At 62.1% G+C, this 24,548-nt stretch carries 27 protein-coding genes; 10 read left to right on the top strand and 17 right to left on the bottom strand.

The window, feature by feature from the left end; translation table 11 throughout:
• Positions 1-22 precede the first annotated feature (22 nt).
• From ggt to PMI38_RS11920, 3 genes are all read right to left on the bottom strand, one after another.
• A complete protein-coding gene (ggt, locus tag PMI38_RS11910; protein ID WP_008094170.1) occupies positions 23-1,690 on the bottom strand; it encodes a gamma-glutamyltransferase in 1,668 nt (555 codons plus the stop codon).
• Between the two features lie 117 nt (positions 1,691-1,807).
• Positions 1,808-2,704, bottom strand: coding sequence for a LysR family transcriptional regulator (locus PMI38_RS11915; RefSeq protein WP_008094172.1), 897 nt, complete (start codon positions 2,702-2,704; stop codon positions 1,808-1,810).
• Positions 2,705-2,764: 60 nt separating this feature from the next.
• Positions 2,765-3,355 (bottom strand): NAD(P)H-dependent oxidoreductase, encoded by a 591-nt coding sequence (locus PMI38_RS11920; protein ID WP_008094175.1) that lies wholly within the window; start codon positions 3,353-3,355, stop codon positions 2,765-2,767.
• A 159-nt stretch (positions 3,356-3,514) separates the two neighbouring features.
• Here PMI38_RS11920 and PMI38_RS11925 point away from each other — a divergent pair, with 159 nt between their 5' ends.
• The gene (locus PMI38_RS11925; protein WP_008094177.1) at positions 3,515-3,829 is read left to right on the top strand and encodes a putative quinol monooxygenase; all 315 of its coding nucleotides are present in this window, start codon (positions 3,515-3,517) and stop codon (positions 3,827-3,829) included.
• On the opposite strand, the gene PMI38_RS11930 is transcribed toward PMI38_RS11925, so the two are convergent.
• Positions 3,819-4,583, bottom strand: coding sequence for a sulfite exporter TauE/SafE family protein (locus tag PMI38_RS11930; RefSeq protein WP_043273486.1), 765 nt, complete (start codon positions 4,581-4,583; stop codon positions 3,819-3,821). The genes PMI38_RS11925 and PMI38_RS11930 overlap by 11 nt on opposite strands.
• Before the next feature lie 78 nt (positions 4,584-4,661).
• On the opposite strand from PMI38_RS11930, the gene PMI38_RS11935 reads away from it, so the two are divergent.
• Complete coding sequence (locus PMI38_RS11935; protein ID WP_008094181.1) at positions 4,662-5,546, top strand: LysR family transcriptional regulator; 885 nt, start codon at positions 4,662-4,664, stop codon at positions 5,544-5,546.
• Positions 5,547-5,567: 21 nt separating this feature from the next.
• Here the strand turns inward: PMI38_RS11935 and PMI38_RS26585 are convergent, their stop codons facing one another.
• The 5 genes from PMI38_RS26585 to PMI38_RS11955 all read right to left on the bottom strand — a co-directional run bounded on the left by PMI38_RS26585 (position 5,568) and on the right by PMI38_RS11955 (position 10,227).
• Positions 5,568-6,023 (bottom strand): SMI1/KNR4 family protein, encoded by a 456-nt coding sequence (locus tag PMI38_RS26585; protein ID WP_081502531.1) that lies wholly within the window; start codon positions 6,021-6,023, stop codon positions 5,568-5,570.
• 68 nt (positions 6,024-6,091) lie between these two features.
• Positions 6,092-6,559, bottom strand: a complete 468-nt coding sequence (locus PMI38_RS11940; RefSeq protein WP_050548588.1) for a YrhA family protein — start codon at positions 6,557-6,559, stop codon at positions 6,092-6,094.
• Positions 6,556-7,782 (bottom strand): PAAR domain-containing protein, encoded by a 1,227-nt coding sequence (locus tag PMI38_RS11945; RefSeq protein ID WP_008094183.1) that lies wholly within the window; start codon positions 7,780-7,782, stop codon positions 6,556-6,558. Before PMI38_RS11945 ends, PMI38_RS11940 begins: the two co-directional genes overlap by 4 nt.
• Positions 7,779-8,369 (bottom strand): DcrB-related protein, encoded by a 591-nt coding sequence (locus PMI38_RS11950; protein WP_008094186.1) that lies wholly within the window; start codon positions 8,367-8,369, stop codon positions 7,779-7,781. The genes PMI38_RS11945 and PMI38_RS11950 overlap by 4 nt, the downstream gene beginning before the upstream one ends.
• 19 nt (positions 8,370-8,388) lie before the next feature.
• On the bottom strand, positions 8,389-10,227 hold the full coding sequence (locus tag PMI38_RS11955) for a type VI secretion system Vgr family protein (protein WP_008094188.1): 1,839 nt from the start codon (positions 10,225-10,227) through the stop codon (positions 8,389-8,391).
• Between the two features lie 510 nt (positions 10,228-10,737).
• On the opposite strand from PMI38_RS11955, the gene PMI38_RS11960 reads away from it, so the two are divergent.
• Genes PMI38_RS11960 through PMI38_RS11985 form a run of 6 tightly spaced genes read left to right on the top strand, consistent with a single transcriptional unit; the run spans position 10,738 to position 16,482 of the window.
• Positions 10,738-11,343, top strand: a complete 606-nt coding sequence (locus tag PMI38_RS11960) for a CDP-alcohol phosphatidyltransferase family protein (protein ID WP_008094191.1) — start codon at positions 10,738-10,740, stop codon at positions 11,341-11,343.
• Positions 11,344-11,373: 30 nt separating this feature from the next.
• Positions 11,374-13,131: a bifunctional alpha/beta hydrolase/class I SAM-dependent methyltransferase gene (locus PMI38_RS11965; RefSeq protein ID WP_008094192.1), complete on the top strand. Its 1,758-nt coding sequence runs from the start codon at positions 11,374-11,376 to the stop codon at positions 13,129-13,131.
• Entirely contained in the window at positions 13,128-14,486 is a 1,359-nt protein-coding gene (locus tag PMI38_RS11970) for a phosphatase PAP2/dual specificity phosphatase family protein (protein ID WP_008094194.1), read from the top strand. Before PMI38_RS11965 ends, PMI38_RS11970 begins: the two co-directional genes overlap by 4 nt.
• Entirely contained in the window at positions 14,483-14,914 is a 432-nt protein-coding gene (locus PMI38_RS11975) for a hypothetical protein (RefSeq protein ID WP_008094196.1), read from the top strand. The genes PMI38_RS11970 and PMI38_RS11975 overlap by 4 nt, the downstream gene beginning before the upstream one ends.
• A 10-nt stretch (positions 14,915-14,924) precedes the next feature.
• On the top strand, positions 14,925-15,548 hold the full coding sequence (locus tag PMI38_RS11980) for a lysophospholipid acyltransferase family protein (protein WP_008094198.1): 624 nt from the start codon (positions 14,925-14,927) through the stop codon (positions 15,546-15,548).
• Between the two features lies 1 nt (position 15,549).
• On the top strand, positions 15,550-16,482 hold the full coding sequence (locus PMI38_RS11985; RefSeq protein ID WP_008094200.1) for a phosphatidate cytidylyltransferase: 933 nt from the start codon (positions 15,550-15,552) through the stop codon (positions 16,480-16,482).
• Positions 16,483-16,519: 37 nt separating this feature from the next.
• Here PMI38_RS11985 and PMI38_RS26590 read toward each other — a convergent pair whose 3' ends face one another.
• Entirely contained in the window at positions 16,520-16,927 is a 408-nt protein-coding gene (locus tag PMI38_RS26590) for a type II toxin-antitoxin system HicB family antitoxin (RefSeq protein WP_008094202.1), read from the bottom strand.
• A 41-nt stretch (positions 16,928-16,968) separates the two neighbouring features.
• Complete coding sequence (locus PMI38_RS26595) at positions 16,969-17,151, bottom strand: type II toxin-antitoxin system HicA family toxin (RefSeq protein WP_008094204.1); 183 nt, start codon at positions 17,149-17,151, stop codon at positions 16,969-16,971.
• Between the two features lie 356 nt (positions 17,152-17,507).
• Here PMI38_RS26595 and PMI38_RS11995 point away from each other — a divergent pair, with 356 nt between their 5' ends.
• Positions 17,508-17,852: a cupin domain-containing protein gene (locus PMI38_RS11995; protein ID WP_008094206.1), complete on the top strand. Its 345-nt coding sequence runs from the start codon at positions 17,508-17,510 to the stop codon at positions 17,850-17,852.
• A gap of 198 nt (positions 17,853-18,050) precedes the next feature.
• On the opposite strand, the gene mmsB is transcribed toward PMI38_RS11995, so the two are convergent.
• Positions 18,051-18,938 carry a 3-hydroxyisobutyrate dehydrogenase gene (gene mmsB, locus PMI38_RS12000; protein ID WP_008094207.1) on the bottom strand — a complete coding sequence of 296 codons (888 nt, stop codon included), beginning with the start codon at positions 18,936-18,938 and terminating at the stop codon, positions 18,051-18,053.
• 10 nt (positions 18,939-18,948) lie between these two features.
• Positions 18,949-20,475, bottom strand: coding sequence for a CoA-acylating methylmalonate-semialdehyde dehydrogenase (locus PMI38_RS12005; protein ID WP_008094208.1), 1,527 nt, complete (start codon positions 20,473-20,475; stop codon positions 18,949-18,951).
• A 132-nt stretch (positions 20,476-20,607) separates the two neighbouring features.
• Here PMI38_RS12005 and PMI38_RS12010 point away from each other — a divergent pair, with 132 nt between their 5' ends.
• Entirely contained in the window at positions 20,608-21,558 is a 951-nt protein-coding gene (locus PMI38_RS12010) for a LysR family transcriptional regulator (RefSeq protein WP_008094210.1), read from the top strand.
• 197 nt (positions 21,559-21,755) lie between these two features.
• On the opposite strand, the gene PMI38_RS12015 is transcribed toward PMI38_RS12010, so the two are convergent.
• From PMI38_RS12015 to PMI38_RS12030, 4 genes are all read right to left on the bottom strand, one after another.
• The gene (locus PMI38_RS12015) at positions 21,756-22,247 is read right to left on the bottom strand and encodes an OmpA family protein (protein ID WP_008094212.1); all 492 of its coding nucleotides are present in this window, start codon (positions 22,245-22,247) and stop codon (positions 21,756-21,758) included.
• Between the two features lie 3 nt (positions 22,248-22,250).
• Entirely contained in the window at positions 22,251-23,522 is a 1,272-nt protein-coding gene (locus PMI38_RS12020; protein ID WP_008094214.1) for a diguanylate cyclase domain-containing protein, read from the bottom strand.
• Complete coding sequence (locus PMI38_RS12025) at positions 23,519-24,085, bottom strand: YfiR family protein (protein WP_008094216.1); 567 nt, start codon at positions 24,083-24,085, stop codon at positions 23,519-23,521. The genes PMI38_RS12020 and PMI38_RS12025 overlap by 4 nt, the downstream gene beginning before the upstream one ends.
• A 171-nt stretch (positions 24,086-24,256) precedes the next feature.
• Positions 24,257-24,548, bottom strand: a 292-nt coding sequence (locus PMI38_RS12030; protein WP_008094218.1) for an ATP-binding domain-containing protein, incomplete at its 5' end; no start/stop codon positions are given.

Raw genomic sequence — 24,548 nt, forward strand, 5'->3', positions numbered from 1 at the left:
CGCCAGACCAGCCGATGCAGACCTATTTGACGATCATCCCCACCCCACGCCCACGCGGATCAGAAGCGGTCTCCAACTGCGCCCCATTGACCCGGATCGCCTGGATATCGCCCATCTCCCAGCCCTGGTCCTCCAGCACATAGCCCATCTTCTTCAATTCATCGGCCACCGGCCCGGTCAACGGCGCATAGCTGTCGAAGTAGAGGGTGTCCTTGGGCAGCAACTGATGGTGCACACGCTGCGCCGCCACCGCCTTCTCCAACGGCATGCCGTAGTCATACAGGTTGTTCATCACCTGGAAGATCGAGGTGAAGATCCGCGAACCGCCCGGCGTGCCGATCACCAGTTCGACCTTGCCGTCGCGGGTCATCAGGCTCGGGCTCATCGACGACAGCATGCGCTTGCCCGGGGCAATGGCGTTGGCATCACCGCCGACCACGCCAAAGGCGTTGGCCGCACCCGGCTTGGCGCTGAAATCGTCCATCTCGTCATTGAGCAGGAAGCCAGCGCCTTTGACCACCACGCCACTGCCGTAGTCGAGGTTGAGGGTGTAGGTGTTGCTGACGGCGTTGCCCTGCTTGTCGACGATCGAGAAGTGGGTGGTCTGGTGCGGCTCCAGACCCGGTTTGACATCGTCGGTCGCAGAAATCGCCTTGGGGTTGACCTGGGCGGCGCGCTTGGCCAGGTAGTCCTTGGCGATCAGCTGATCGACCGGCACCTGGGTGAACGCCGGGTCGCCCAGGTAGTCGGCACGGTCGGCGAACACCCGCTTCTCGATCTCGGAAAGCAGGTGAATGTACTGCGCCGAATTATGTGCCACGCCCTTGAAGTCCGCCGCGCGGTCTTCCTTGATACCCAGCAGCTGGGCCAGGGCAACGCCACCCGAGCTCGGCGGTGGTGCCGTGTACACCACGTTGCCGCGCCAGCTCAGAGCCATCGGTTCGCGCCAGACGGCTTTATAGTCCTTGAGGTCTTCCTTGGTGATCAGGCCCTTGTCGGCCTGCATCTGCGCCACCAGCAGGTCGGCGGTCTTGCCCTGGTAGAACTCGCTGACGCCCTTGTCGGCGATGCGTTCGAGGGTCTGCGCCATCTCCGGCTGCTTGAACAGCTCGCCCACCTTCATGTTGCCGAAATAGTCATTGAAGTTGGTGGCGGTCTTGAACAGGCCCTGAGCATCGTTGCGGTACTGGTACTGCTTTTCGGCGATCTTGAAGCCGTTTTTCGCGTAGCCGATGGCTGGGGTGAGCAGCTCGCTCCAGGGCAGCTTGCCGAACTTCTGGTGCGCTTCCCACAGGCCCATCACGGTGCCAGGCACGCCGGCGGCACGCACGCCGACCAGGCTCAGGTTCTCGATGACCTCGCCTTTTTCGTCCAGGTACATGTTGCGGCTGGCGGCCTTGGGCGCGACTTCGCGGTAGTCGAGGAAGTAGGGTTTGCCGTCGACGAACAGCGTCATGAAACCGCCACCGCCAATGTTGCCGGCCTCCGGGTAGGTCACCGCCAGGGTGAAGGCCGTGGCCACGGCGGCATCCACCGCGTTGCCGCCCTTCTTCAGGATATCGGCGGCCACCTGTGCGCCATATTGATCGGGTGCGGCCACCGCGCCGCCCTCCAGGGTCAAGGCATAGGCCGACGAACAGCTCAGGACCGCGGCTCCGAGCGCCAGGGACTGGAACAGGACAATACGCATGACACTTCCTTGGTGTTGTTTTTGTTGATCAGTCAGTAAGGCCGAAGCCTGTCGACTGTGCAATAACACGTAGGAAGTTTCGCCGCCCTTGGGCAGGATCTGTCGCGTTCAGGCAACTCAGCAGGCGTACATGGCCAGCTTGCGCTGAATGAAGTCCAGGAAGCACTGGATGCGCAGGGCCAGTTGCGTGTTGCGGTAGTAGACGGCATGGATCGGCTGGCGGTAGCCGTTGTTGGCTTCGCTCAGCACCACCTGCAGGCGCCCGGCGCGGATGTCTTCGTGGGTCATGAAGTGCGACAGGCTGACGATGCCCTCCCCGGCCAGGGCCAGCTGGCGCAAGGTTTCGCCACTGGAGGCCAGCAGCGCCGGGCGGATCGGCCAGCGATCGCCCTGGGCATGGCGAAGTGGCCACTGGTTGAGTGACTCGGGTTGGCTGAAGCCGAGCAGGCAATGCTTGTCCAGGTCTTCCACGCGCTCGGGGGTGCCGTGCCGCTCAAGGTAGGCCGGGCTGGCCAGCACCTGCACCGGGCTGCAGCCCAGCGAGCGGGCATGCAGGCTGGAATCGGCCAGGTCGCCGATGCGAATGGCCACGTCGGTGCTCTGTTCCAGCAGGTCGATGATCAGGTCGTCGGTGTTGAGCTCCAGCTCGATGCCGGGGTACTGACGACGGAATTCGCCGATCCACGGCAGGATGGCATGCAGCATGAACGGAGCGGCCGCATTGATGCGCAGACGCCCGGAGGCGGTCTGGCGGTTCATCGACAGGCGCTCCTCCATTTCGTCCATCTGCTCCAGCACCAGGCGCGAGCGCTCGAGGAAGAAGCGCCCCTCTTCGGTCAAGTCCATGCGCCGCGTGGTGCGGTTGACCAGGGTGGTGCCGAGCTTGGCCTCCAGGCGCGACAAGGTGCGGCTGACTGCCGACGGTGTCTGGCCGATCTGTTCTGCTGCAGCGGAAATCGAGCCGCAATCGATCACGGCTACGAATACCTGGAGTTCTTCGGATCGGGTTTTCACGTATGCGCCTGTGTCTGCTCTTCGCGGTGATTGATAGCCGCTTGCCAGCTGCAAGTCCAGTTAAACTGCCTTGCCGAACACTTGGTCCAGATGCGCTTCATAGGCCGCCAACGCCGCCGGCACGTCCGGACGCTTCATCACATCCACTGCGATGAAGGTCGGCAGACCAGTCATGCCGAGGAACTGATTGGCCTTGTGGAACGGGAAGTACACCGCGTCCACGCCCTTGCCTTCGAAGAAGTCGCTGGGGTCGTCGAAAGCCTGCTGGGGTGCGTTCCAGGTCAGCGACAGCATGTACTGCTTGCCTTGCAACAGGCCGCCACTGCCGTACTTCTGCGAGGCATCCGAACGGGTGCGGCCGTCGTTGGCGTAGAGGCTGCCGTGGCCGGCGGTGAACACCTCGTCGATGTACTGCTTCACGGTCCAGGGCGCGCCCATCCACCAACCTGGCATCTGGTAGATGATCACATCGGCCCAGAGGAATTTCTCGACCTCGGCCTGCACGTCGTAGCCACCGTCGATGAAGGTCTGCTGTACATCGAAACCGGCACGGTCCAGGTGAGCCAGTGCGGCGTCGTGCAGGGTCTGGTTGAGGCGGCCGTCGGAGTGAGCGAACTGTTTACCGCCGTTGAGCAGAAGAATCTTTTTCATGCTGACCTCAAGTCAAGAATCGAATGACCGGCAGATTAGGGATTCGCAGGCACGGGAAACAGCGAGGACGGGGCAAAATACAATTGACCTGAAGTCACGAATGGACAATCAATTCTTGCCGTAGAATCGATTCATCTTTCCACCCGCGAGTAGTTATCCATGAGTGAGCAATACGCCTTCGTCCTCAAGGCCAAGACCCGTCCGGAAATGGCCGAAGCCTTCGAAACCTTGTTCCGCGCGTATGTCGAGCCGAGCCGCCAGGAACCGGGCTGCATCGAGTACCACATGTTGCGCGACAAGGCAGACCCGAGCCTGTTCGTGTTCTTCGAGGTATGGGCCAGCAAGGCGGCCCTGGATGTGCACTCGTCACTGCCACACATGGCCGAGTTCTTCGAAAAACGCATGGACTACCTGGAGCGCGATTTCGATATCCAGCTGATCGAGATGCTCAGCGCCTCTTCCGCTAGCCGCTGATCAGCAAGTGGCCGCCCAGCACGGCCAGGCCGATGAAGAAGCAGCGCTTGAACAGCGCCGCACTGATGCGCTGGCGCAGCCACTGGCCGCCCAGCATGCCCAATAGCGCGGGCGCCAGCATCAGCAGTGAGGCCCCCAGCGCCTGGCCACCCAGGGCATCCTGCCCGGCCAGGCCTAGCGCCAGTGCCAGGGTCGAGACGGTGAACGACAGGCCCAGTGCCTGGATCATCTCGTCGCGACTCAGGCCCAGGCTCTGCAGGTAAGGCACTGCCGGCATCACGAATACGCCGGTGGCCGCCGTGACCACGCCGGTCACCAATCCGCACAGCGGCCCCAGCCACCCTTCCCTTTCCCGCGCCACTCGCAGTACCGGGCCGATCAGCCCGTACAGCGCGTAGATGACCAGCGCAGCCCCCAATGCGTGCACCGCCCACGGCCCACTGTCGATGCCGAGCCAGGCACTGCCAAGCAGCGTACCGACGAAGATCATCGCCAGCATCGGCCCGAGCCTGCGCATGAGCCCCAGCAGGTGACCGCCAGCGGCGAGTTGCCAGAGGTTGGTGAGCGTCGACGGAACGATGAGCAGCGCGGCAGCCTGCGTCGGCGACATAGCCAGGCCCAGCAAGCCCATGGCGATGGTCGGCAGCCCGAGGCCGATCACGCCCTTGACCGCACCGGCCAGCAGGAAGGTGGCAATGACCAGCAGCGACACTGCCGGGCCGATGTTCTGATAGAAAGCGATCAAGGTATCCATGGCCGCCATGATGGCGTGCGGCAGACGGGCTGAAAATCTGCCATATACTCAGCCAGACTCTTGCCAGGACAGAGGCAGATGCATTTCGACCTGATCGACCTCACGCTTTTCCAGCACACCGTGGAGTGCGGCAACATCACTGCCGGGGCACGCCGCAGCCATCTGTCGCTGCCGGCGGCCAGCGCACGCATCCGGGCCATGGAAGCCTCGCTCGGAACGGCGCTGCTCGAACGCAATCGACGGGGTGTTCAGCCGACGCCGGCCGGCCAGGCACTGCTGCAACACACGCGACTGATCGGCCAGCAGGTCGAGCGCTTGCAGTTCGACCTGGCCCAGTACGCCAAGGGGCAGCAAGGCCAGGTGCGCCTGCTGTGCAACACTGCGGCGCTGACCGAATACCTGCCGGAGCTGCTGGCGAGCTATCTGGCTGACAACCCCGGAGTCAGTGTCGATGTGCAGGAGCTGCCGAGCCTGCGGATCGTGCAGTCGATCACCCAGGGCATGGCCGATCTCGGCATCATCTCCACGGCGGCGCCCAGTGCACACCTGCAGACCCTGCCATTTCGCGATGATCCGCTGGTACTGGTCACGCCCCTGAACCATCCCCTTGCTTTGGAGCCTGCTCCGAGTTTCATCGACTGCCTTGCCCATGGTCATGTCGGGCTGGGGGCGAACAGTGCGTTGGCGTTGTATCTGGAAGAACAGGCGCTGCGCGAAGGACGGCGCATGCAGGTGCGGGTGCGGGCCGAAGGGTTTGACGGGGTGATCCGCATGGTGGCGGGTGGGGCGGGTGTCGGGGTGGTGCCGATGGCATCGGTGAGGCGTTGGCAGGGGGTGTTGCCGATGCACTGGGTGGCGCTGCGCGAGCACTGGGCGAATCGGCGGCTGCTGCTGTGTGCGCGGGACTTTTTGGGGTTGCCTGGGTATGCGGCGGGGTTGGTCGAGCGGTTGGTGCAGGGCTGATTGCAAGGGAGATGGTGTCAATCATTCCCCGCCCCGCTCCAACGCTTCCTGCTGAAGCAGATACAAGAAGAAATCCTCATAGGTATTCCATGTATCGACAAAATTTGAAAAACCGGCAGCACCTAAGCTGCCGACATCTAATGCATCACACCAAAGAACCGCAGGAGCGTGTAGAACATTGAGCACAATAAGGCTACCAGCGGGTTCGGCGAGTGCGACATACTCATTACTTAAACCAATGGCGCGACGCAATCTTAGCGTTTCATTAACAACATTGAACTCATCATCGCCACTTCCAATAGAGAAATGGCTAATACCGCCCAAAAGACCGCCACTGTAAAACTTTGAAATACTCTTAAAATCTTCGGGCAAACCTATGATCAGATTTTCCTCGATATCTAGGATCGATGCAGGCGAACAAGGCTCGACCATATAAAACGACACATATTTTTCTTTTGCCTCCCAATATCTAGACATCGTTGACCGCCCTGAAAATTGTCACTCCGTGTGGCTCAAGTTTTGACCCACAACGAAATGCCTAAACTTCAAGAACGCTGACCAATCAGATCCACCATAAACGCCAAAATCCCATCAAATGAATTAAACTCCTCATTCACATTATCGAATGCTTGCCTGTCCCGAACTTGATATTTGCCTCGCTTAAGATCCAGCACATATTCATCCTGATCACTACATGCGAAAACAAGGAAGTCCTTCATAAAATCTATATCGCGACTCAAATAATTCATTTCTACAAAGTTGGGACATAAGGTATCGGCGCCAGGCATCACACGTGAGCGACTCGAGTAGATAAATACTCCACACGCAACCAATCCATCAAACATTTGCAAAAATTCCAAATATTCATATGGCAAGCTTACCGACAACTCAATTGACACAGCATTTGTTAACACCACAATATCAGCCGGCGAAGCGGGTGGACCTAAGTACATATCAGAATCATCCAGTATACCGCGCAACCTTATAATCTTCGCCTCAATCGCAGCATTCATAGTGAATCTCCAAAACCAGGATAAATCTTAACATCAATCATTGGCCACTCGACCATCCTACTTTCACCCTCCTTCATCCCTCCAGTCATCGTTTTTTGTGCGTTGGTAAGCACCATGTGGTAAGGCTCAAGTTTTATGAGCACCAAATTATCGAAATCGTTTGTCCCACCATCGTCTAGCGGCTTTACATGATGCACCTGCCATTCCTTGCCAGGAAGTTTTCCACTTTGAACCTTGAGAATATCAGCACTATTGAATCCAGCTCGCTTTAGGCTATTTAGACCTTTAGCCGTACCAGATAAATCCTTTAAAAATCTTGCCCTCTCAACACTATCGAACGCCCGCCTTAACGCCATCCGCTCAGCACTTGATCTTTTCACATAAAGAAATTTTTCTACTCTAACATTCGACAACTCATACAATTTGCCCCTCAGTAATCCCACAAACCCTTTCGACCTTCTAACGTGCGGCTTGATATTCCCGAAGTTGGCACCCAATCCACCGTTCGGCTGCAGTCTATAACGCGCCGCCAGACCACCAAAAATAAACGCCCCGCCAAAAGCCATAAGCTTTTGCTCATCGGAGCCTTCGCCGTAACGCTCTCCCCCTACTTGATATCCCGCACCGCCTCCCAGCACTCCGCCGAAAAGCCCCCAAAGCGCCATTGCAGGTCCAACGAGGGCAATCGCACTGGCAAGCCCGACTCCCAGTACTGCCCCGTCAAGCCAACCAGCCACTTCCGGGCTGATTTCATCGGTAGTCTCCGTCTCACCACCAATGAAGACGTTGGCCGACCCGGCACTTATCCTGGCATCGCAAACAGTACGATCTCCCACTCTGGCAGCGGGCAGGCCATTGATGTAAACGGAGCAGCTACCTTGGGCCAGCGTCCTCGAGACACCGGAATGATCCGTGCACACGGCATAGTCGGCATGCGCCCTCGCCGCCGGTTGGCCATTGATGTGAACGTTGCCTGAGCCGGACGTTATGAAACCCGTTTCCCGCTGCGCGAATGACAAGCTACCAAGCAGTTGCCCAATGCCTGCCCCTGTCGCTGCACCCGCCCCGACCATTGCTACCAGCGCCGCAGCCCCCAAGCCGCCGGTGCCAATAACGGCTATCCCGAACAAGACGGCACCGGCCCCAATCGCCAAGCCTGCCAACAAGCCGCTCAATGCACTGGAATGCTCAATCGGATCGGCGAAACGTGCTGCACCACTCATGCTGGCGCAGCCTCGTACACCTCCTCATTGCCACCAGGCGGGCTGCGCACTTCAAAGCTGCTGATGACCTGAGTGAATGCTTCACGCTCAGTCTCCGTCATGCCCTTGGGGTTGTTGCTGGTTGCCGTGATCTGCATCAGAAGACGCTGCCCATGTTCGTCCTGATGCAGAAACATCACCTGTATCTGATGAATCGGCTGACCTTGCTGGCGCCAACGGAACTCCACTTGGCGTGCCTCCAGGCCCGCCACCTGGGTGGGGGTAACAGGTTCGATCCACTGCAGATGGGACAGCGTTTTATCCACTTCCCCGAGCAATTTTTGCGCAAGCGTTTCCAGTGATGCGTCCCGCGCAGCCAATGACCTGCCAATCACCAATGAAAACGGGCTAGGGGTGAACTCGGTGAGGGTGAATACATGAAACGTTTTGTCTTTCAGACTCTCTGGCCGCACGAAGCTCAGCTCATTCGCCAGATAACGCTCCGGCGGTGGCGGCTTCATCGCCTCTCGTGCGAGTTGCTCACGTTCGAGGCGTTCTTTCTCCTCACGCTTTTCAGAAATCCTGTCGTAGATACTTTTGCGATACATAAAGACTGTTCCCTGTCCTTCACTCGGATTTATTGAGATTGATGATCGTGCTGCCATTCACATCCACCACCACGCCGCACAACTTGATGGTCCCGTCCTGATTCATCACCAACTTGCTTTGCCCCACTTCAAGCGTGATGGATTGCGCAGCCGTCAATTTGATATGCCCTTGATCGACGGTGACGTAGTACGACCCTTCCTCCACCGCAATGCTGGTTTCCAGCCGGATGGTTTCCGCATGCTTGCCGGTCACGTTGATCGTGCGGTTACCGCCAACGTTGAGCCTGTCATCCGCCTCGACTTCGATATCCATGTCGCGTTCGGCATGCAGGCTGACCTGCTCCGCGCCGGCCTTGTCTTCGAAGCGCAAGAAGTTGGCGGTGCGACCGGTGCCATTGATCGATCGGGTCAATACCCCGCTCTGGGTCTTGTTCGCCGGCAGCGGCCATGGCGGCGGGTTGCCGTTGTTGTAGACGCTGCCGATGATCAAGGGGCGGTCGGGGTTACCCTCAAGGAACACCACCACCACTTCGTCTCCCACCCGCGGGATCTGGATGCTGCCAAAGCCACCGCTGGCGCCGGTCTGTGCCACCCGCACCCAGCTGGAACTGCCCTCGTTGAAATCACCTTGGCGATCCCAGTGAAATTGCACCTTCACCCGCCCCAGCTCATCGGTGAAGATTTCCTCGCCGGGCGGGCCTACGACGATGGCAGTCTGTGGGCCGTTGATAACGGGTCGGGCAGTGTTCGCCTGCGGGCGGAACGGGATCTTCTTGCGCACGCACGTAAAGGTGTTGAAGTAGCTGGCCTGCTGGCCGGTGAGGTAGTTGTTGTGGCCTTCACACGTCACGCTCAACAACAGGAACTCACGCGCCTCCACCAAGCGGCCAGCGTGGGCCGGGTGCTGCAGCAACTCGAAGCTGTAACCCGGGCGCATGGCGCGGCAGTTGCTCGCGCCTTCGAACCATTTGGCGCGCACTTCCAGCGCCTCGATGCGTGTTCGCAACAAGGCTTCGCCTTCGTTGTAGGTCCCGTGGGTGTATTGGCCGGGGTCGTACACTTCCAGACATTGCACATCGCCTTGCTCGTTCACGCTGTCCATCGCCACCGGCAGCAGGTTGTGCGGCTTGCGATAGTCGAAGGTCTGCAGGGCAAGCTTGCCGGCCGACAGCTGGCGATGGCCGCTCCAGCGCGTGATGGCATCGGCGATTTCGGTCACCGAATTTCTGTGGAAACGGATCTGCGGTTGTTCGGGTAGTGGGTCTGACAAGCGGGAATAGTCGCTGATCACCAGTATGTGGTTCTCGGCACTGTGCTCGAAGTAGTAGAACATTCCAGCCTGCTCAAGCAGGCGATGAATAAAGCTGAAATCGCTCTCGCGGTATTGAGTGAGGTAGCTGTGACGCTTCTGCGAGCGGTGCAGGTAGAAACGGTAACGGGCGTATTCCGGATACAGCGCAAAGACCTCGCGCAGTACCTCCTCCACCGTGCAGTCCTGGAAGATTCGCGTATCGATGCGATGCTCAAGCAGTGAAAGCCAAGGGTTCAGGGTCGCCCTGTAGCGCTCCAGGGCGCCATCGCTGCCCAGGCTGGCAAAGCGGGTGAGGTAGCCGTTGATGAAGCGCGGGTCGGCATCGGCGAGTTCGATCTCCAGGCTGACCTGTTGGCCGATCATCGATTTCAACGGCATCTGCACCGAGTTGCAGAACAGCAGCAGCTCATATTCGAAGGCTTGCGATAGGCCTTCAACGCCGTTGAAGCGCTCCAGCAGCAGTCCCGACTCGGGATTCGACTTGTGGTGGAACTTGAACAGTCGACGGTGCTGAGGGCTCAGCCGTTCGACCAGGTCCATGATCATTACGCTCTCCTTTGCACGTTCATGTTCGAAAGGCGGTGGAGGCTAGGGGAGTGGAAGGACCGATGGCAATGAACGGGGTGTTTAGGGGGATGGCGGGGGTTGGGAATGATCTGACAGCGGAATTTACGGTTTCCTACTATGGTCGCCGGGAGTGGATTTTTTTGGGGGGCCGTGTAGGGGAAGCAGCGGCGCAACGGTGCGGGTTTCGGACAAGGGGGTGGTCCTGCACGGATCGCGGATGAACCCGCTGCTACCGAACAAAAACCGCATTAACGGGTTACAAACTTTGTGGGCGTGAGCTATGGAATGGGGGGAGCCAGGGCTTGTCGTGACATTTTTGGCGTCTATGCGATCGAGCGCCGCCCGCGCGGCGCATCGCGAGCAAGCTCGCTCCTACATTTGTTGCAACGTGCCTATGTCTGATAGGCCATGGTTGCCTGCCTTGTTTGCACGACGCGATTTCTTGGCGGGCGCCTGAATATACCCGACAGCGATGAAAAGGAGTTTGCAGTGCCATCGATCTACCAGCTCAAACCGCGCTTTCAGTCCCTCTTGCGCCCTGCAGTGCAACGCCTGCACGACCGGGGCGTGACCGCCAACCAGGTGACCGTCAGCGCCGCCGTGGTCTCGCTGCTGGTCGGGCTGCTGCTGGCCTGGTTCAGCCACATTGCCTGGCTGTTCATCCTCATTCCGGTCTGGATGCTGTTGCGCATGGCCTTCAACGCCATCGACGGCATGCTCGCCCGTGAGTTCGGCCAGCAATCACGGCTCGGCGCCTACCTCAATGAACTCTGCGACGTGATCGCGGACGCGGCGCTGTACTTGCCGTTCGCCCTGCTTGCCGGGGTCTGGCCAATGCTGGTGATCGTGGTGGTGCTCAGCGCCACCTTCAGCGAATACGCCGGGGTGATGGGCCCGCTGGCCGGTGCCTCGCGGCGCTACGACGGGCCGATGGGCAAGAGCGACCGGGCGCTGGCCTTTGGCGTGCTGGGCACCGGGGTCGCCCTGGGCCTGCTCGACGGGGCCTGGGTCAATGGCCTGTTGCTGGTCATCCTCGCACTCTCGCTCTATACCCTCTACAACCGGGTTCGCCAGGGGCTGGCCGAAGCTCGCTGAACCCTCCGCCGCCGGACAAGGACTTTCGCCATGCGCCAAGCGCAATCGCTGCATTTCACCACCCACGACGGTGTCGAGCTGCACTACCGTCACTGGCCCGCCACCCGCAACGAATACCAACCGCGCCGCGCCGTAGTGATGTTTCACCGCGGCCACGAACACGGTGGGCGCATGGCCCACCTGGCCGACGAACTGGACATGCCGGGCTACGACTTCTTCGCCTGGGATGCACGTGGCTACGGCAAGTCGCCAGGGGCTCGGGGTGATAGCCCGGGGTTCGCCACCAGCGTGCGCGATGTGCAGACCTTCATCGAGCATATCCAGGCCAGCCACGGCGTTGCCGAACAAGACCTGGTGGTACTGGCGCAAAGCGTCGGCGCAGTGCTGATCGCTACCTGGGCCCACGACTACGCGCCCAGGGTGCGCTGCCTGGTGCTCGCCTCGCCGGCGTTCAAGGTCAAGCTCTACGTGCCCTTCGCCCGCCCCGGCCTGAAGCTGATGAAGGCCGTGCGCGGCAATTTCTTCGTCAACAGCTACGTCAGGCCGCAACTGCTCACCCACGACCCTGAACGGGTCATGTCCTACGTGGCCGACCCGCTGATCAGCCGGCCGATTTCCGTGACCATGCTGCTGGGCCTGTACGACGCCGCCGACCGTGTGGTGGCCGATGCCCAGGCCATCCAGGTGCCGACGCAGATGCTGGTATCCGGGGCGGACCTGGTGGTCGAGCGCAAGCCGCAGGAGCGCTTCTTCGAGCGCCTGGGCAGCGCACGCAAGGAGATGCACATTCTGCCGGGCTTCTTCCACGACACCCTCGGCGAGCGTGACCGTGCCCACGCCCTCAGGCGTATCGAGCGGTTCGTCGAGCACTGCTTCGCCAGCCCCGCGCCGGTGCCGTCGTTGCTCGATACCGACAAGGCCGGCGCCAGCTGCGCCGAAGCCGAAAGCCTGGCCGCGCCGTTGCCGCGCAACTCGCCCCGCGATCTCTACTGGCGCGCCACCCGGGCCGGCCTGCGCCTGGGCAAGGGGATGGCCGAAGGCTTGAAGCTGGGCTTCGACACCGGCTTCGACTCCGGCAGCACGCTCGACTACGTCTACCGCAACCAGCCCACCGGCAAAGGCAAGCTGGGCCGGATGATCGACCAGAACTACCTGAACGCCATCGGCTGGCGCGGCATTCGCCAGCGCAAGCTGCACATCGAGGAACTGCTGCGCCAGGCCATCGCACGGCTGCGTGAACAGCAACGGCCCGTGCATATCGTCGACATCGCCGCAGGCCATGGCCGCTACATCCTCGAAGCCCTGCAGGAGCTGGAACAACTGCCCGACTCGATCCTGCTGCGCGACTACAGCGAACTGAACGTGCAGCAAGGCAGCGCGCTGATTGCCGAAAAAGGCTTGGCCGACATCGCCCGTTTCGTCCAGGGCGACGCCTTCGACCGCGCCAGCCTGGCCGCGCTGGACCCGCGCCCGACCCTGGCGGTGGTGTCCGGTCTTTACGAGCTGTTCCCCAGCAACCTGTTGGTGGGCAATTCGCTGGCGGGCCTGGCCGATGCGGTCGAGGCGGGCGGCTACCTGGTCTACACCGGCCAACCCTGGCACCCGCAGCTGGAGATGATCGCCCGCGCCCTGACCAGCCATCGCGGCGGCGAGGCGTGGGTGATGCGCCGGCGCAGCCAGGCGGAAATGGACCAGTTGGTCGAAGCGGCGGGCTTTCGCAAGCTGGCCCAGCGGGTCGATGAGTGGGGCATTTTCACGGTCAGCCTGGCCCAGCGGGTGCGTGAATGACAACTGCCCGTGAACCGGGCTTGATCCGCCGGGGGGTGCTGTGGCTGTTGCTGCTGGGGCCGTTGTTCTTCCTCAGCTACGGCCTGGCGAACAGCTACACGGCGGGTCGCAGCGATATCGGCAGCCTGGTGTTCGCCTGGGAAAGCCACATGCCGCTGTGGCCCTGGACGATCATCCCGTACTGGTCGATCGACCTGCTCTACGGCTTGTCCTTCCTGCTGCCCCGCACACGGCAGGAAATGGATCGGCACGCCCTGACGCTCCTCACCGCGCAGGTGCTCTGCGTGAGCGGCTTCCTGCTCTGGCCCTTGCGCTTCACGTTCGAGCGGCCCGAGCTGGGCGGCCTGTTCGGCTGGCTGTTCGATGTGCTGATGGGCTTCGACAAGCCCTACAACCAGGCGCCCTCGCTGCATATCGCGCTGCTGGTGATCATCTGGACGCTGTTTGCCCGGCATGTACAGCGCCAGCCCTGGCGTTGGCTGATGCATGGCTGGATGGCGTTGATCGGGGTCTCGGTGCTGACGACCTGGCAGCACCACTTCATCGATGTCCCGACCGGCGCATTGGCGGGGTTCGTCTGCGTGTGGCTGTGGGGCAACCGCTGGCGGGAAGCCGGCATTGCGCGCGTCGCCAAGCGCTGGTGGGTGGCGCTGTGTTATGCCGTCGGTTCGTCATTGCTGACGACCGTGGCCTTCATCGCGGGAGGGGCGGGTCTTTGGCTGTTGTGGCCTGCTACTTCCTTGCTGTTGGTGGCGCTGAACTATGCCGTTATGGGTAGCGGTGGGTTTCAGAAGAATGCGCACGGGCGCTTGTCGAGTGCATCCAGCTGGCTGCTGGCGCCTTACCTGGTCGGTGCATGGATCAACTCGCGGCTGTGGACCTGGCGTCATCCGCAGGCCGATGAAGTGTGTGACGGTGTATTCCTTGGGCGCATTCCATGGCGCAATGAGGCTGCCCCGTTTGCCGCCATCGTCGACCTCTGCGCGGAACTCCCCTGCCCTGTCAGCAAACAAGTCCCCACAGAACTTGTGGGCGCCGGCTTGCCGGCGATAGCGTCCGAACAGCCAAAGCAGTTCTACAGCGCAGCCCCCACGCTGGACTTGATCCCCCCCGACAGCCACCTGCTGCAGCAAGCCGCCGAAGCCATCGAACGCCTGCGCCGGCAAGGCCCCCTGCTGGTCTGCTGCGCTCTCGGCTATTCACGCAGCGCCTGCGCGGTAGCCGCCTGGCTGCTGCTGACCGGGCGCTGCAAGGATCTCGACGACGCCGAAAGGCTGATCCGCCAGGCACGCCCCGGTATCGTCCTGCGCCCCGCCCATCGCCACGTGTTGCAACAGCTCGGAGCACAGCCATGAACCTGCACCTGGTCGCCAGCCTGCTCGCCCGCGGCGCGCAACTGGAGCGCTTGTCGGATGGCGTGACCCTGCTGGCGTTGGCCTACGGATTGGCACCGCTGCTCGGCGCACAACTTCATCCGCTGACAACGCTCCTGTGCGCGATGTTGCTGATGCTCGGCCTGATGCACAAATACTGGGCCATCCGTGTCGCCCTCGACGCCGACCTGTTCGCCCGCCTCGGCGCCAGCAGCGACCTGCCCGCCGACACCCGGCACCTGGACCGCGCCCTGTTCGACCTGCACCTCAAACCACAGCGTGAAGACAGCCGCGACTGGCCTGCCCGCAGCCAGGCAGCCTTGTCCCTGTTGCGGCGCCAGGCCATGTGCCTGGCCCTGCAACTGGTGCTGGCCTTGACTACCCTGCTGACTGTGCCCTTCATCGGATGACGACCGCACCATGCTCGCCGCCCTGACCGCCTTCCTCATCACCTCCGCCGCCCGCCTGATCACCGGCGCCCGGGCCTTGTGGCTCGGCTGCACCCCGCAGCCGGTACAGCGCCTGTATTACGCCAACCACAGCAGCCATGGTGATTTCGTACTGCTCTGGGCCTCATTGCCCGACCCCTTGCGCAGGCGCACGCGTCCAGTGGCAGGCGCCGACTACTGGGCCAGACCCGGTATTCGCGATTTTCTGATTCGCCGGGTATTCAACGGGGTGCTGATCGACCGACAGCGCAGCGAAGGCCAGGGCAACCCGCTGCAACCGGTGCTCGATGCCGTGGCCCAGGGTGATTCCCTGATCTTCTTCCCCGAAGGCACCCGCAACCTCGGCGACGAACCGCTGATGCCGTTCAGAAGCGGCCTTTACCACCTGGCCACAGCCAACCCCGAGGTCGAGCTGGTGCCGGTGTGGATCGCCAACCTCAACCGGGTCATGCCCAAGGGCCGTGCCCTGCCCCTGCCGTTGCTGTGCACGCTGAGCTTCGGCGAACCCATCCACCTGCTGGCCGATGAAGGCAAGCAGGCCTTTCTCGAGCGAGCCAGCCAGGCCTTGCTGAACCTGGCACCGAAGGACGCCTGACATGGACGACAACACCCTTTCCCTGTTCGCCGGCATCGGCGCCCTGTTGCTGATCGCCAGCATCATCGGCCGCCTGCTCAAGAGGCGCGCCGGCCCGGCGCCGCACGCGGTGATCGACAACCTCAACGCCCGCATCAACGCCTGGTGGGTGATGGTGCTGGTGATCGGCATCGCCTTCCTGTTCGGCAAGTACGGGGTGATCGTGCTGTTCTACGGGGTGTCGTTCTACGCCCTGCGCGAGTTCATGACCCTCACCCCGACCCGGCGCAGCGATTACCCGGCGCTGGTGGCCGCGTTCTATGTCGCCCTGCCGGTGCAGTACCTGCTGATCGCCATGGACTGGTACGGCCTGTTCAGCATCTTCATCCCGGTCTACCTGTTTCTGCTGCTGCCGATCCTTGCCAGCTTCGGCGGCGATACCACACGCTTTCTCGAACGTGCCTCGAAAGTGCAGTGGGGGCTGATGATCGCGGTGTACTGCCTGTCGTCGGTGCCGGCCCTGCTGACCCTGGATATCCCGGGCTTCGAGGGCCGCAACCTGCTGCTGATCGCCTGGCTGATCCTCGTGGTGCAGATCAGCGATGTGCTGCAGTACGTGTGCGGCAAGCTGTTCGGCAAGCGCAAGGTGGCCCCCAACCTGTCGCCATCGAAGACCGTCGAAGGCCTGGCCGGCGGCGTGGCGCTGGCAACCCTGGTCGGGGCGCTGCTGTGCTGGATCACCCCGTTCAACTTCTGGCAGGCGGCCCTGATGGCGCTGGCCGTGAATGCCATGGGCTTTTTCGGCGGCCTGGTGATGTCGGCGATCAAGCGCGACCGCGGGGTGAAGGACTGGGGCCACATGATCGAAGGCCACGGCGGCATGCTCGATCGCATGGACTCGGTGTGCTTCGCGGCACCGGTGTTCTTTCACTTCGTGCGTTACTGGTGGGCTTGATCAGTGATGCTGCTTGAGTTGGCCTTTTCCCCTTGGCTCAGTGCGCGATAGCCAACTCTCGCAATGCTGCCGAGGCCAAAAACCCTGACCGCGATGCATACCGATGGTCGCGCTTAACTTTCTCATCGATGCGCTGCAGCAGATTTTCCGGCAGTGTCGCGTTGAATCGCACGGCCTTCCCCAGGTACGGCGTCACATCGAAATCCACGACGGCCCAGACTCCGCCGGCATAATCGGGATTCGCTACGTGAACGTCGATTTCCTGCGCTTGCGGCAGGGCCTCGTTATCAGCGACCAACCCTTCAAAATGCAGTGCCAGGGCTTCCTGAACATTTTCCAGCGCCTGGGCGACACTCTCCCCTGCGGAAAAGCAGCCTGGGACATCGGGAACAGTCACTCCGTAATCCGAATCGGTGTCTTTGTGCAATACGACCGGAAATTTCATTGCGCGTCTCCACTGATACTTGAGCGGGTGAAACCAATCGGCTACTTCAACCCGGCTTGTTTCAGGATGCTGTGAACAGTGCCCTTGGGCAGATCACTTTTGGGATGGGGAACTGTCACTCTTCCCTTTTTCACGGGATGCCTGAATTGATGATGGCTGCCCTTCACCTCAACTTCGTACCAACCATCTGCCTCAATGAGCTGAATCACTTCACGACTGCGCATTCATTTTTCCTTCGGCAGTCGATGTGTATGGTACACACCAAACGGACCAAAACAAAGCGCAGTACACACTATGCACACCTTGGGCGACCAGCGGATGCGCCAGCCGCTGCGAGTAGGCCTCTTCCTGTTGCTGGGTGAGAAACAAGACCAATACGCCTGCATCTCGCCATCCAGGGTCAACTGAGCGCCGACAGTGTGCGTCCCGCTCTGGGGGCATGGAGCTGGCCCCTGTGACGGTCGAGGTCAACGCGCTGGCATAGCGCGGTCAGACAGCTGGACGTCGAGCCCAGGCAACTGCGGCCAGGCCAATGGCCCTATGGTGACGCGTCATCCAGCCAGTCACCAGGAGTTGTGCCATGTCCGATTTCATCACCGTCCTGCGCGAAACCTGTCCGACGCCCGTCGTGGACGCCACCAAGTGGAAGCGCATCGGCGGCGATCCGCACACCGTCAACCTCAATGCCTACCTGTCGGCCGACGGCAGCAAGATCATGGGCACCTGGATCTGCACCCCGGGCAAGTTCGAGGTCAACTACGAGAAATGGGAGTTCTGCCACTTCCTCGAGGGCTACTGCATCATCACCCCGGAAGGTGAAGCGCCGAAGCATTTGAAGGCGGGTGATGTGTTCGTGATCGAACCGGGGATGAAAGGGACCTGGGAAGTGGTAGAGACCGTGCGCAAGTATTTCGTTTTTGCCTGATCCGGGATTTTTGCTGGCATCACTGGCCCTATCGCCGGCAAGCCGGCTCCCACAATAAGGCTGTGCAGTACCTGTGGGAGCCGGCTTGCCGGCGATAGGGCCACTACAGGCAAAAAAAATCGCGAGGCAGACGCCCTTCCCTCTGGTGCGCAGTTACAGAGGGAAAGCCGCCCGACCCGCGATGAAGTCCCTCGCTCGTCAGTCCTTCTTGCGGTACCCCTCGACGATTGCCGAGAAGTCCTTGCCGCCTTCACCACGCAGGCTCATGGCCTGGTAAAGCTGCTGGGCCACAGCGCCCAGGATCACCGGTTGATGGGCCTGGCGCGCCGCTTCGGTGGCCAGCCCCAGATCTTTCAGCATCAGCTCGGCACCAAAACCACCGGTATATCCCCGCGATGCCGGCGCCGTCTCGATGATGCCCGGCCACGGGTTGTAGGTGTCGGAACTCCAGCAACGCCCGGTCGAGCTGTTGATGATGCCGGCGAGCACCTTGGTGTCGATGCCCAGCGCATTGCCCAGGGCCATCGCTTCGGACACGCCGATCATCGAGATACCCAGCAGCAGGTTGTTGCAGATCTTGGCGATCTGCCCGGTACCGACCTCACCGCAGTGCACGATGTTGCGGCCCATCTGCTCCAGCACCGGCTTGAGCGTGGCGAACAGCTCGGCGCTGGCACCGACCATGAAGGTCAGGGTGCCCGCCGCCGCGCCGCCGGTGCCTCCGGATACCGGTGCATCGCCCATGTCCACGCCCTTGGCCGCCGCAGCCTTGGACACTTCACGGGCGGTCTGCGGGTCGATGGTGCTGCAATCCACGGTCGGCGTGCCGGGGCGCACGCCCGCCAGCACACCGTCGTCGTTGAGGTAGACACTGCGCACGTGGGCCGCTGCCGGCAGCATGGTAATCACCAGCTCGCTGCTGGCGGCCGCTTCCTTGGGCGAGGCGCTGACCTGCCCACCCAGTTCGGCGAGTTCGGCCAGCACGGTCTTGTTCAGGTCGAACAGGTTCAACTGGTGCCCGGCCTTGATCAGGTTGCGGGCCATGGGCGCGCCCATGTTGCCCAGGCCGATGAATGCGATACGCATGGCGAACTCCTTAGCGCAGGCTGATGGTGGTGTTCACACCGTCATTGACGCTGTCGTCATCGAACCAGCGGGCGGTGACGGTCTTGGTCTGAGTGTAGAACTGCACCACTTGCTTGCCGTACGGGCCAAGATCACCGAGCTTGGAGCCGCGCGAGCCGGTGAAGCTGAAGAACGGCACCGGTACCGGAATCGGAATGTTGATGCCGACCTGGCCGATGTCGATCTCGCTCTGGAACTTGCGCGCCGCCGCGCCGCTCTGGGTGAACAGGCCCGTGCCATTGCCGAACGGGTTGGCGTTGACCAGGGCGATGGCTTCGTCGAGGGTGTCGACTTCCAGGGTCACCAGCACCGGGCCGAAGATTTCCTGGGTGTACACCTGCATGTCGGTCTTGACCCCGGAGAACAGGGTCGGGCCGACGAAGTTGCCCTGCTCGTAGCCTGGCACCTTCACACCACGGCCATCGAGTTCGAGCTTGGCGCCTTCCTGGATCCCGCTTTCGATCAGGCCCAGCACACGCTCCTTGGCCCGCTTGGAGACCACTGGGCCGACATCGGTGCCCGGCTCGCTACCGGCATTGACCTTGAGCTTGCTCGCCGCATCCTTGATGTCCGGCAGCCATTCACGCGCCTTGCCCACCAGTACCGCCACCGAGGTGGCCATGCAGCGCTGGCCGGCCGCGCCGAAGGCGGCACCGACCAGGGCATTGACAGTCTGAGTGCGGTTGGCATCGGGCAGTACCACGGCGTGGTTCTTCGCGCCCATCATCGATTGCACACGCTTGCCGTGCTGGCTGCCCAGGTTGTACACGTGGGTGCCGACTTCGGTAGAGCCGACGAACGAAATCGCCTTGATGTCCTTGTGGGTGCAGATCGCGTCCACCACCTGCTTGCCACCGTGCACCACGTTGAGCACACCCGCCGGCACGCCGGCTTCCAGCGCCAGCTCGACCAGCATCATGGTCGACAGCGGGTCCTGCTCGGAGGGTTTGAGGACGAAGGTATTACCGCAGACGATCGCCATCGGGAACATCCACAGCGGGATCATTGCGGGGAAGTTGAACGGGGTGATGCCGGCGCACACGCCGATCGGCTGGCGCAGGGTGTAGGTATCGACGCCGCCGGCAACGTTCTCGGCGAACTCGCCCATCTGCAGCGTGCCGATGGAGGCGGCGTGCTCGACCACTTCCAGGCCGCGGAAGATATCGCCCTCGGCATCGGCGAGGGTCTTGCCCTGCTCGGCGCTGAGGGTCTGGGCGATACGCTTGGTGTGTTCGCGGATCAGCGCCTGCAGCTTGAGCATGATGCGCATGCGGGCGCCGATCGGGGTGTCGCGCCAGCTGGCGAAGGCACGCTGGCCAGCGGCCACGGCGGCATCCACTTCTTCGACGGTTGCGAACGGCACCCGCGCCAGCACCTCTTGGGTGGCCGGGTTGACGATGTCGCGCCACTCGGTGGTCTTCGATTCGACCCACTGGCCATCGATCAGCAGCTTGACCTGCTCGACCTTGGTCTTGTCGGGGGATTGTGGTGCGTTCATCTGCGTTCTCCTTGGAATTTTTGTCGGGACGAGATCGCCAACGCCGTGCAAACGCGAGGTGGCGTCGTGGGGCTTTTTTCGAGTATAGATGTGCAAACATCCAACAAGAACGCACAAAAAAACCGGATCAACATGCAAAAAGACCTGACCTCCCTCAGTGCGCTGAACTGGGACGACCTGAAGTTCTTCCTCGAAGTGGCGCGTACCCGCAAGGCCAGCAGCGCCGCCAAACGCCTTAGCGTCGACTACACCACGGTGTCTCGGCGCATCAGTTCGCTGGAGGGTGCGCTGGGCACGCTGCTGTTCGAGAAATCACGCACCAATGGCTTCGTGCTGACCGCCGAAGGGCAGCGCCTGCTGGGCTATGCCGAATCGATCGAAAGCACGCTGCACATGGCTTGCGAGCAGGTGTCAGGGTCTGGCGTGGCATTGTCAGGGCATGTACGCATGGGCTGCACCGAGGGCTTCGGCAGCTTCTTCGTCACCCCGCAGCTGAGCCATTTCGTCGACGCCTACCCGGCGATTTCGGTGGATATCCTGCCGCTGCCGCACTTCATCAGCCTGTCCAAGCGCGAGGCGGATATCGTCATCGCCCTGGAGCGGCCGGAGCATGGGCCTTATGTGTGCTGCAAGCTGTGCGACTACCGGCTGCGCCTGTATGCGACCCAGGATTACCTGGACAGCCGTGCGCCAATTGGTCAGGTGAGCGACCTGGTGGGGCATCCGTTCATCAGCTATGTGGATGATCTGGCGTTCAGTTCGGAGCTGCTGTACCTGGCCAACCTGATCCCCAATGCCAGTGCGCACCTGCGCAGCACCAGTGTGATCGCGCAGTACACGGCGGCCTTGCAGGGGCGTGGGTTGGCGATCCTGCCGTGTTTCCTGGCGGCGCAGGATTCGCGGCTGGTGACGGTGTTGCCGGAAGAGATCGAGGTGACGCGGCAGTTCTGGATGTATTGCCGGGAGGATTTGCGGAAGTTGAAGCGGATTACCTTGTTGTGGGATTACATCCGCGGGGTGACCGAGGCGAATGCGCCGTTGTTGATGGGGGAAACTCGGGAGATGCGGTTTGCTCAGGATTGAGGGGGGCTGCTTCGCAGCCCATCGCCGGCAAGCCGGCTCCCACAAAGCTGGCACTAGACACTGTGGGAGCGGGCTTGACCCGCGAACACGGGCGAAGCCCGTGCCAGGCTGCGATGGTGTCTGAGCTGGCCCCTTCGCGGGACAAGCCCGCTCCCACTGGTTGTGTTCTGTGCCCTGGGCCGCAGCTAGCCTGCCTGTCAGTAAGACGCCACCACGATCGACACCCGGCGGTTTTCGGTGCGCCCGGCACTGGTCCGGTTATTCGCCACTGGCTGGGTACTGCCCAACCCACGGGTGTGAATGTTCTGCGCCGGCATGCCGACGTCGATCAGTGCCTTGGCCACACTGCCCGCGCGCCGCTCGGATAGCTGCTGGTTGTACGCCGCCTTGCCCGTGGCATCGGCATGGCCATCGACCCGCACGCCCTCGATACCTACCCCCAGCAACGCCTTGCCGATACGCTCGACAATGGCCTGGCTCTGGCCATTGAGGCTGTCCAGGTCGCTGCCGAACAACACCTTGCCCGACAGGTCGAACGCCCAGCCCTCTTCGGTCGGCGCAAAGCCTTCGCGCTTGAGCACGGCGATCTGCTCGGCCGTGAGCCCTTTGGGCGGCGGGCTCTGGCAGCCGGTCAGCGCCAGCAAGGCCAGCAACAGTGCAATGAAGGGAAAACGCAAACGATGGATCACGGTTCAGCTCCTGTTCTTGAACTCGGCGGCGGACCGTTCCGTCTGCGCCGCTTGCCACTGGCCACGGCGCTTGCGCTTGGCCTGGTACATCGCCGCGTCCGCGGCATTAAGGAGGCTGGCGGGGTCGCTGCCATCCTCCGGGTAATAGGCGATGCCAACACTCATTGAGGTAGTAAGCGTGCCGCCCTCGTCGAGCTGCATCGGCAGTTGCATGCTGGCGATGATCTTCTCGGCAATGCGCTCGGCGTCCTCGCGGGACTGCAGCGGGGTCAGCAATACCGCGAACTCATCGCCGCCCAGGCGGGCCACCAGGTCATGCTCGCGCAGCTGCGCCCGCACACGGTCGGCGACGTTGATCAGCACTTCGTCACCCACGGCGTGACCAAGGCTGTCATTGATCTGCTTGAAGTGATCGCTGTCGAGGAACAACAGCGCCAAGTGGTCCTGCTGCCGGGCCGCATTGCGCAGGCAGCGGCTGAGGCGGCCTTCGAAGAAGGCCCGGTTGGGCAGGCCGGTGAGGCTGTCATGGCTGGCCTGGTGCGCCAGCGCGGCATTCTCGTTCTGCAGGTGGCCGTGCCAGACCTCCAGTTCGTCGAGCAAGGCGTTGAAGTCGTTGCCCAGCTCATTGAGTTCGGCGATCGGCGCTTCCGGCACGCGGCGGTCGAAACTGCGCTCGCGCCGCGCGGCATGGGCGACGCTGGCGAGGCTGCGCAATGGGCGGACAATATCGCCCAGCATGCGCCGTGACAGGTACAGGGCGACGAAGGCACTGAGCAGCGTGCAGAACAGAATGCCGCCAAGGCCACCGAGCAGGAACAGCAACAGGCTGCGCCCCTGGCCGATCAATTCGATGTGCCCGACCTTCTGCTGCTTGTGCAAGATCGGCAGGTTGACCGGTTGGTCCAGCAGCGCGGTCGCTACCTGGGCTTCCAGGCGGGCCAGCATGCCATCGTCGCTGCGCTGCCAGTGCGCCAGCACCTCGCCGTCACTGTTGAACACCTTGGCGTCCGCCACCTCCTCGGTGCCGGCGATCAGCGCCAGCGCTTCATTGGCGGCGGCACTGTCGTCGAATACCACGGCGGCTTCGACGGTGTAGTTGATGGAGCGGGCGATCAAGTGCACGTTGTGGTTGGCGTAGACACGCAGGGCCAGCACGCCCAGCAGGGTCAGCGAGATGCCCGCCAGGCCCACGGCCAGCAAGGCCACGGCAAGGTGCCCACGGCCGAGCACAGAGCGCAGTGTCGGGCGCACGCCTGGCTTTTTCCCCGGCTTCATGGCTGCACCGCCCGGCGCCGCGACAATTGCAGCACGCTGGGGTGGATACGCACGCCGGAGCGCGCCACCGAATCGAGATTGACCTCGAAAGCCACTTGCTCGTCGCCGACCCGCAGGCAGAACAGGCTGCCGACCGTGCACGGGTCGTCGGCTTCGCTGATGCTCACCACCGGGTGCCCACTGATGACCTCGAACAGGCGATCGCGCTGACCTGGGTCGAGTTTGCCGACATAAACGGCATCACAGGCCTGGGCGATCTGCCGGTCATCGGCCAGCAGGCGGCGAACCAGCAACGGCTGGCCGGCGTTCTGCACAGTGCTTTTGATCAAGTCGTCGGCGTATTCGGTGGGGCCGACCAGGCATAGGCGCAAGGGCATCGGCTCGGTTGGCCAGCGCGCGTAGCTGAGGATTCCCAAGACCACTTGGGTCACGGCCTTTGCCCGCTCTTGGGCCTGCTGGGAGGGGGGGGACGCCTGTGCATGGGCAGGGCCGGCCAATAGCAACAGGGCGGCCAGCACGAGAGAAAGCGCACCGCATGTCAACCGCTCCCTGGCCCGTGTCATGTGAGAATTCTCTCAAAACGCTATATGAACTCGGCGCAACGATAGCACAACGATGGCCTCCTGTAGGAGCGGAGCCTTGTGTCGGCTTTGATGGCCCTATCGCCGGCAAGCCGGCTCCCACAGTTACACCGCTGAACCCGACCTGTGGGAGCCGGCTTGCCGGCGAGGGGGTCAGACCTGCTCGAGCATGAGGCCGGAAATACGCCGGACCTTGCGTAACACGGCCTCTTCGAAAATGCCTTGGCGCGGTTCGATCAGGCTGAAGCAGTGCTTGGCGCGGGTGATGCCGGTATACACCAGCTCTTTGGTCAGCACCGGGTTGAGCGCATCCGGTAGCACCAGCGCGGTATGGCTGAACTCCGAGCCCTGCGACTTGTGCACGGTCATGGCGAACACCGTTTCCACTTCGTTGAGCCGGCTGGGCAGGACGAAGCGCACACCGCCGCTGCCGTCATTGCGCGGG

The sequence above is a fragment of the Pseudomonas sp. GM84 genome (assembly GCF_000282535.1).
In the GTDB taxonomy this organism is placed as follows: Bacteria; Pseudomonadota; Gammaproteobacteria; order Pseudomonadales; family Pseudomonadaceae; genus Aquipseudomonas.

Excerpts from the sequence above, each read along its gene's own strand:
- ggt (WP_008094170.1), bottom strand. The coding sequence starts at position 1,690 with ATGCGTATTGTCCTGTTCCAGTCCCTGGCGCTCGGAGCCGCGGTCCTG.
- PMI38_RS11920 (WP_008094175.1), bottom strand. The coding sequence starts at position 3,355 with ATGAAAAAGATTCTTCTGCTCAACGGCGGTAAACAGTTCGCTCACTCC.
- PMI38_RS11925 (WP_008094177.1), top strand. The coding sequence starts at position 3,515 with ATGAGTGAGCAATACGCCTTCGTCCTCAAGGCCAAGACCCGTCCGGAA.
- PMI38_RS11930 (WP_043273486.1), bottom strand. The coding sequence starts at position 4,583 with ATGGATACCTTGATCGCTTTCTATCAGAACATCGGCCCGGCAGTGTCG.
- PMI38_RS11935 (WP_008094181.1), top strand. The coding sequence starts at position 4,662 with ATGCATTTCGACCTGATCGACCTCACGCTTTTCCAGCACACCGTGGAG.
- PMI38_RS26585 (WP_081502531.1), bottom strand. The coding sequence starts at position 6,023 with ATGTCTAGATATTGGGAGGCAAAAGAAAAATATGTGTCGTTTTATATG.
- PMI38_RS11940 (WP_050548588.1), bottom strand. The coding sequence starts at position 6,559 with ATGAATGCTGCGATTGAGGCGAAGATTATAAGGTTGCGCGGTATACTG.
- PMI38_RS11945 (WP_008094183.1), bottom strand. The coding sequence starts at position 7,782 with ATGAGTGGTGCAGCACGTTTCGCCGATCCGATTGAGCATTCCAGTGCA.
- PMI38_RS11950 (WP_008094186.1), bottom strand. The coding sequence starts at position 8,369 with ATGTATCGCAAAAGTATCTACGACAGGATTTCTGAAAAGCGTGAGGAG.
- PMI38_RS11955 (WP_008094188.1), bottom strand. The coding sequence starts at position 10,227 with ATGATCATGGACCTGGTCGAACGGCTGAGCCCTCAGCACCGTCGACTG.
- PMI38_RS11965 (WP_008094192.1), top strand. The coding sequence starts at position 11,374 with ATGCGCCAAGCGCAATCGCTGCATTTCACCACCCACGACGGTGTCGAG.
- PMI38_RS11970 (WP_008094194.1), top strand. The coding sequence starts at position 13,128 with ATGACAACTGCCCGTGAACCGGGCTTGATCCGCCGGGGGGTGCTGTGG.
- PMI38_RS11975 (WP_008094196.1), top strand. The coding sequence starts at position 14,483 with ATGAACCTGCACCTGGTCGCCAGCCTGCTCGCCCGCGGCGCGCAACTG.
- PMI38_RS11980 (WP_008094198.1), top strand. The coding sequence starts at position 14,925 with ATGCTCGCCGCCCTGACCGCCTTCCTCATCACCTCCGCCGCCCGCCTG.
- PMI38_RS11985 (WP_008094200.1), top strand. The coding sequence starts at position 15,550 with ATGGACGACAACACCCTTTCCCTGTTCGCCGGCATCGGCGCCCTGTTG.
- PMI38_RS26590 (WP_008094202.1), bottom strand. The coding sequence starts at position 16,927 with ATGAAATTTCCGGTCGTATTGCACAAAGACACCGATTCGGATTACGGA.
- PMI38_RS26595 (WP_008094204.1), bottom strand. The coding sequence starts at position 17,151 with ATGCGCAGTCGTGAAGTGATTCAGCTCATTGAGGCAGATGGTTGGTAC.
- PMI38_RS11995 (WP_008094206.1), top strand. The coding sequence starts at position 17,508 with ATGTCCGATTTCATCACCGTCCTGCGCGAAACCTGTCCGACGCCCGTC.
- mmsB (WP_008094207.1), bottom strand. The coding sequence starts at position 18,938 with ATGCGTATCGCATTCATCGGCCTGGGCAACATGGGCGCGCCCATGGCC.
- PMI38_RS12005 (WP_008094208.1), bottom strand. The coding sequence starts at position 20,475 with ATGAACGCACCACAATCCCCCGACAAGACCAAGGTCGAGCAGGTCAAG.
- PMI38_RS12010 (WP_008094210.1), top strand. The coding sequence starts at position 20,608 with ATGCAAAAAGACCTGACCTCCCTCAGTGCGCTGAACTGGGACGACCTG.
- PMI38_RS12020 (WP_008094214.1), bottom strand. The coding sequence starts at position 23,522 with ATGAAGCCGGGGAAAAAGCCAGGCGTGCGCCCGACACTGCGCTCTGTG.
- PMI38_RS12025 (WP_008094216.1), bottom strand. The coding sequence starts at position 24,085 with ATGACACGGGCCAGGGAGCGGTTGACATGCGGTGCGCTTTCTCTCGTG.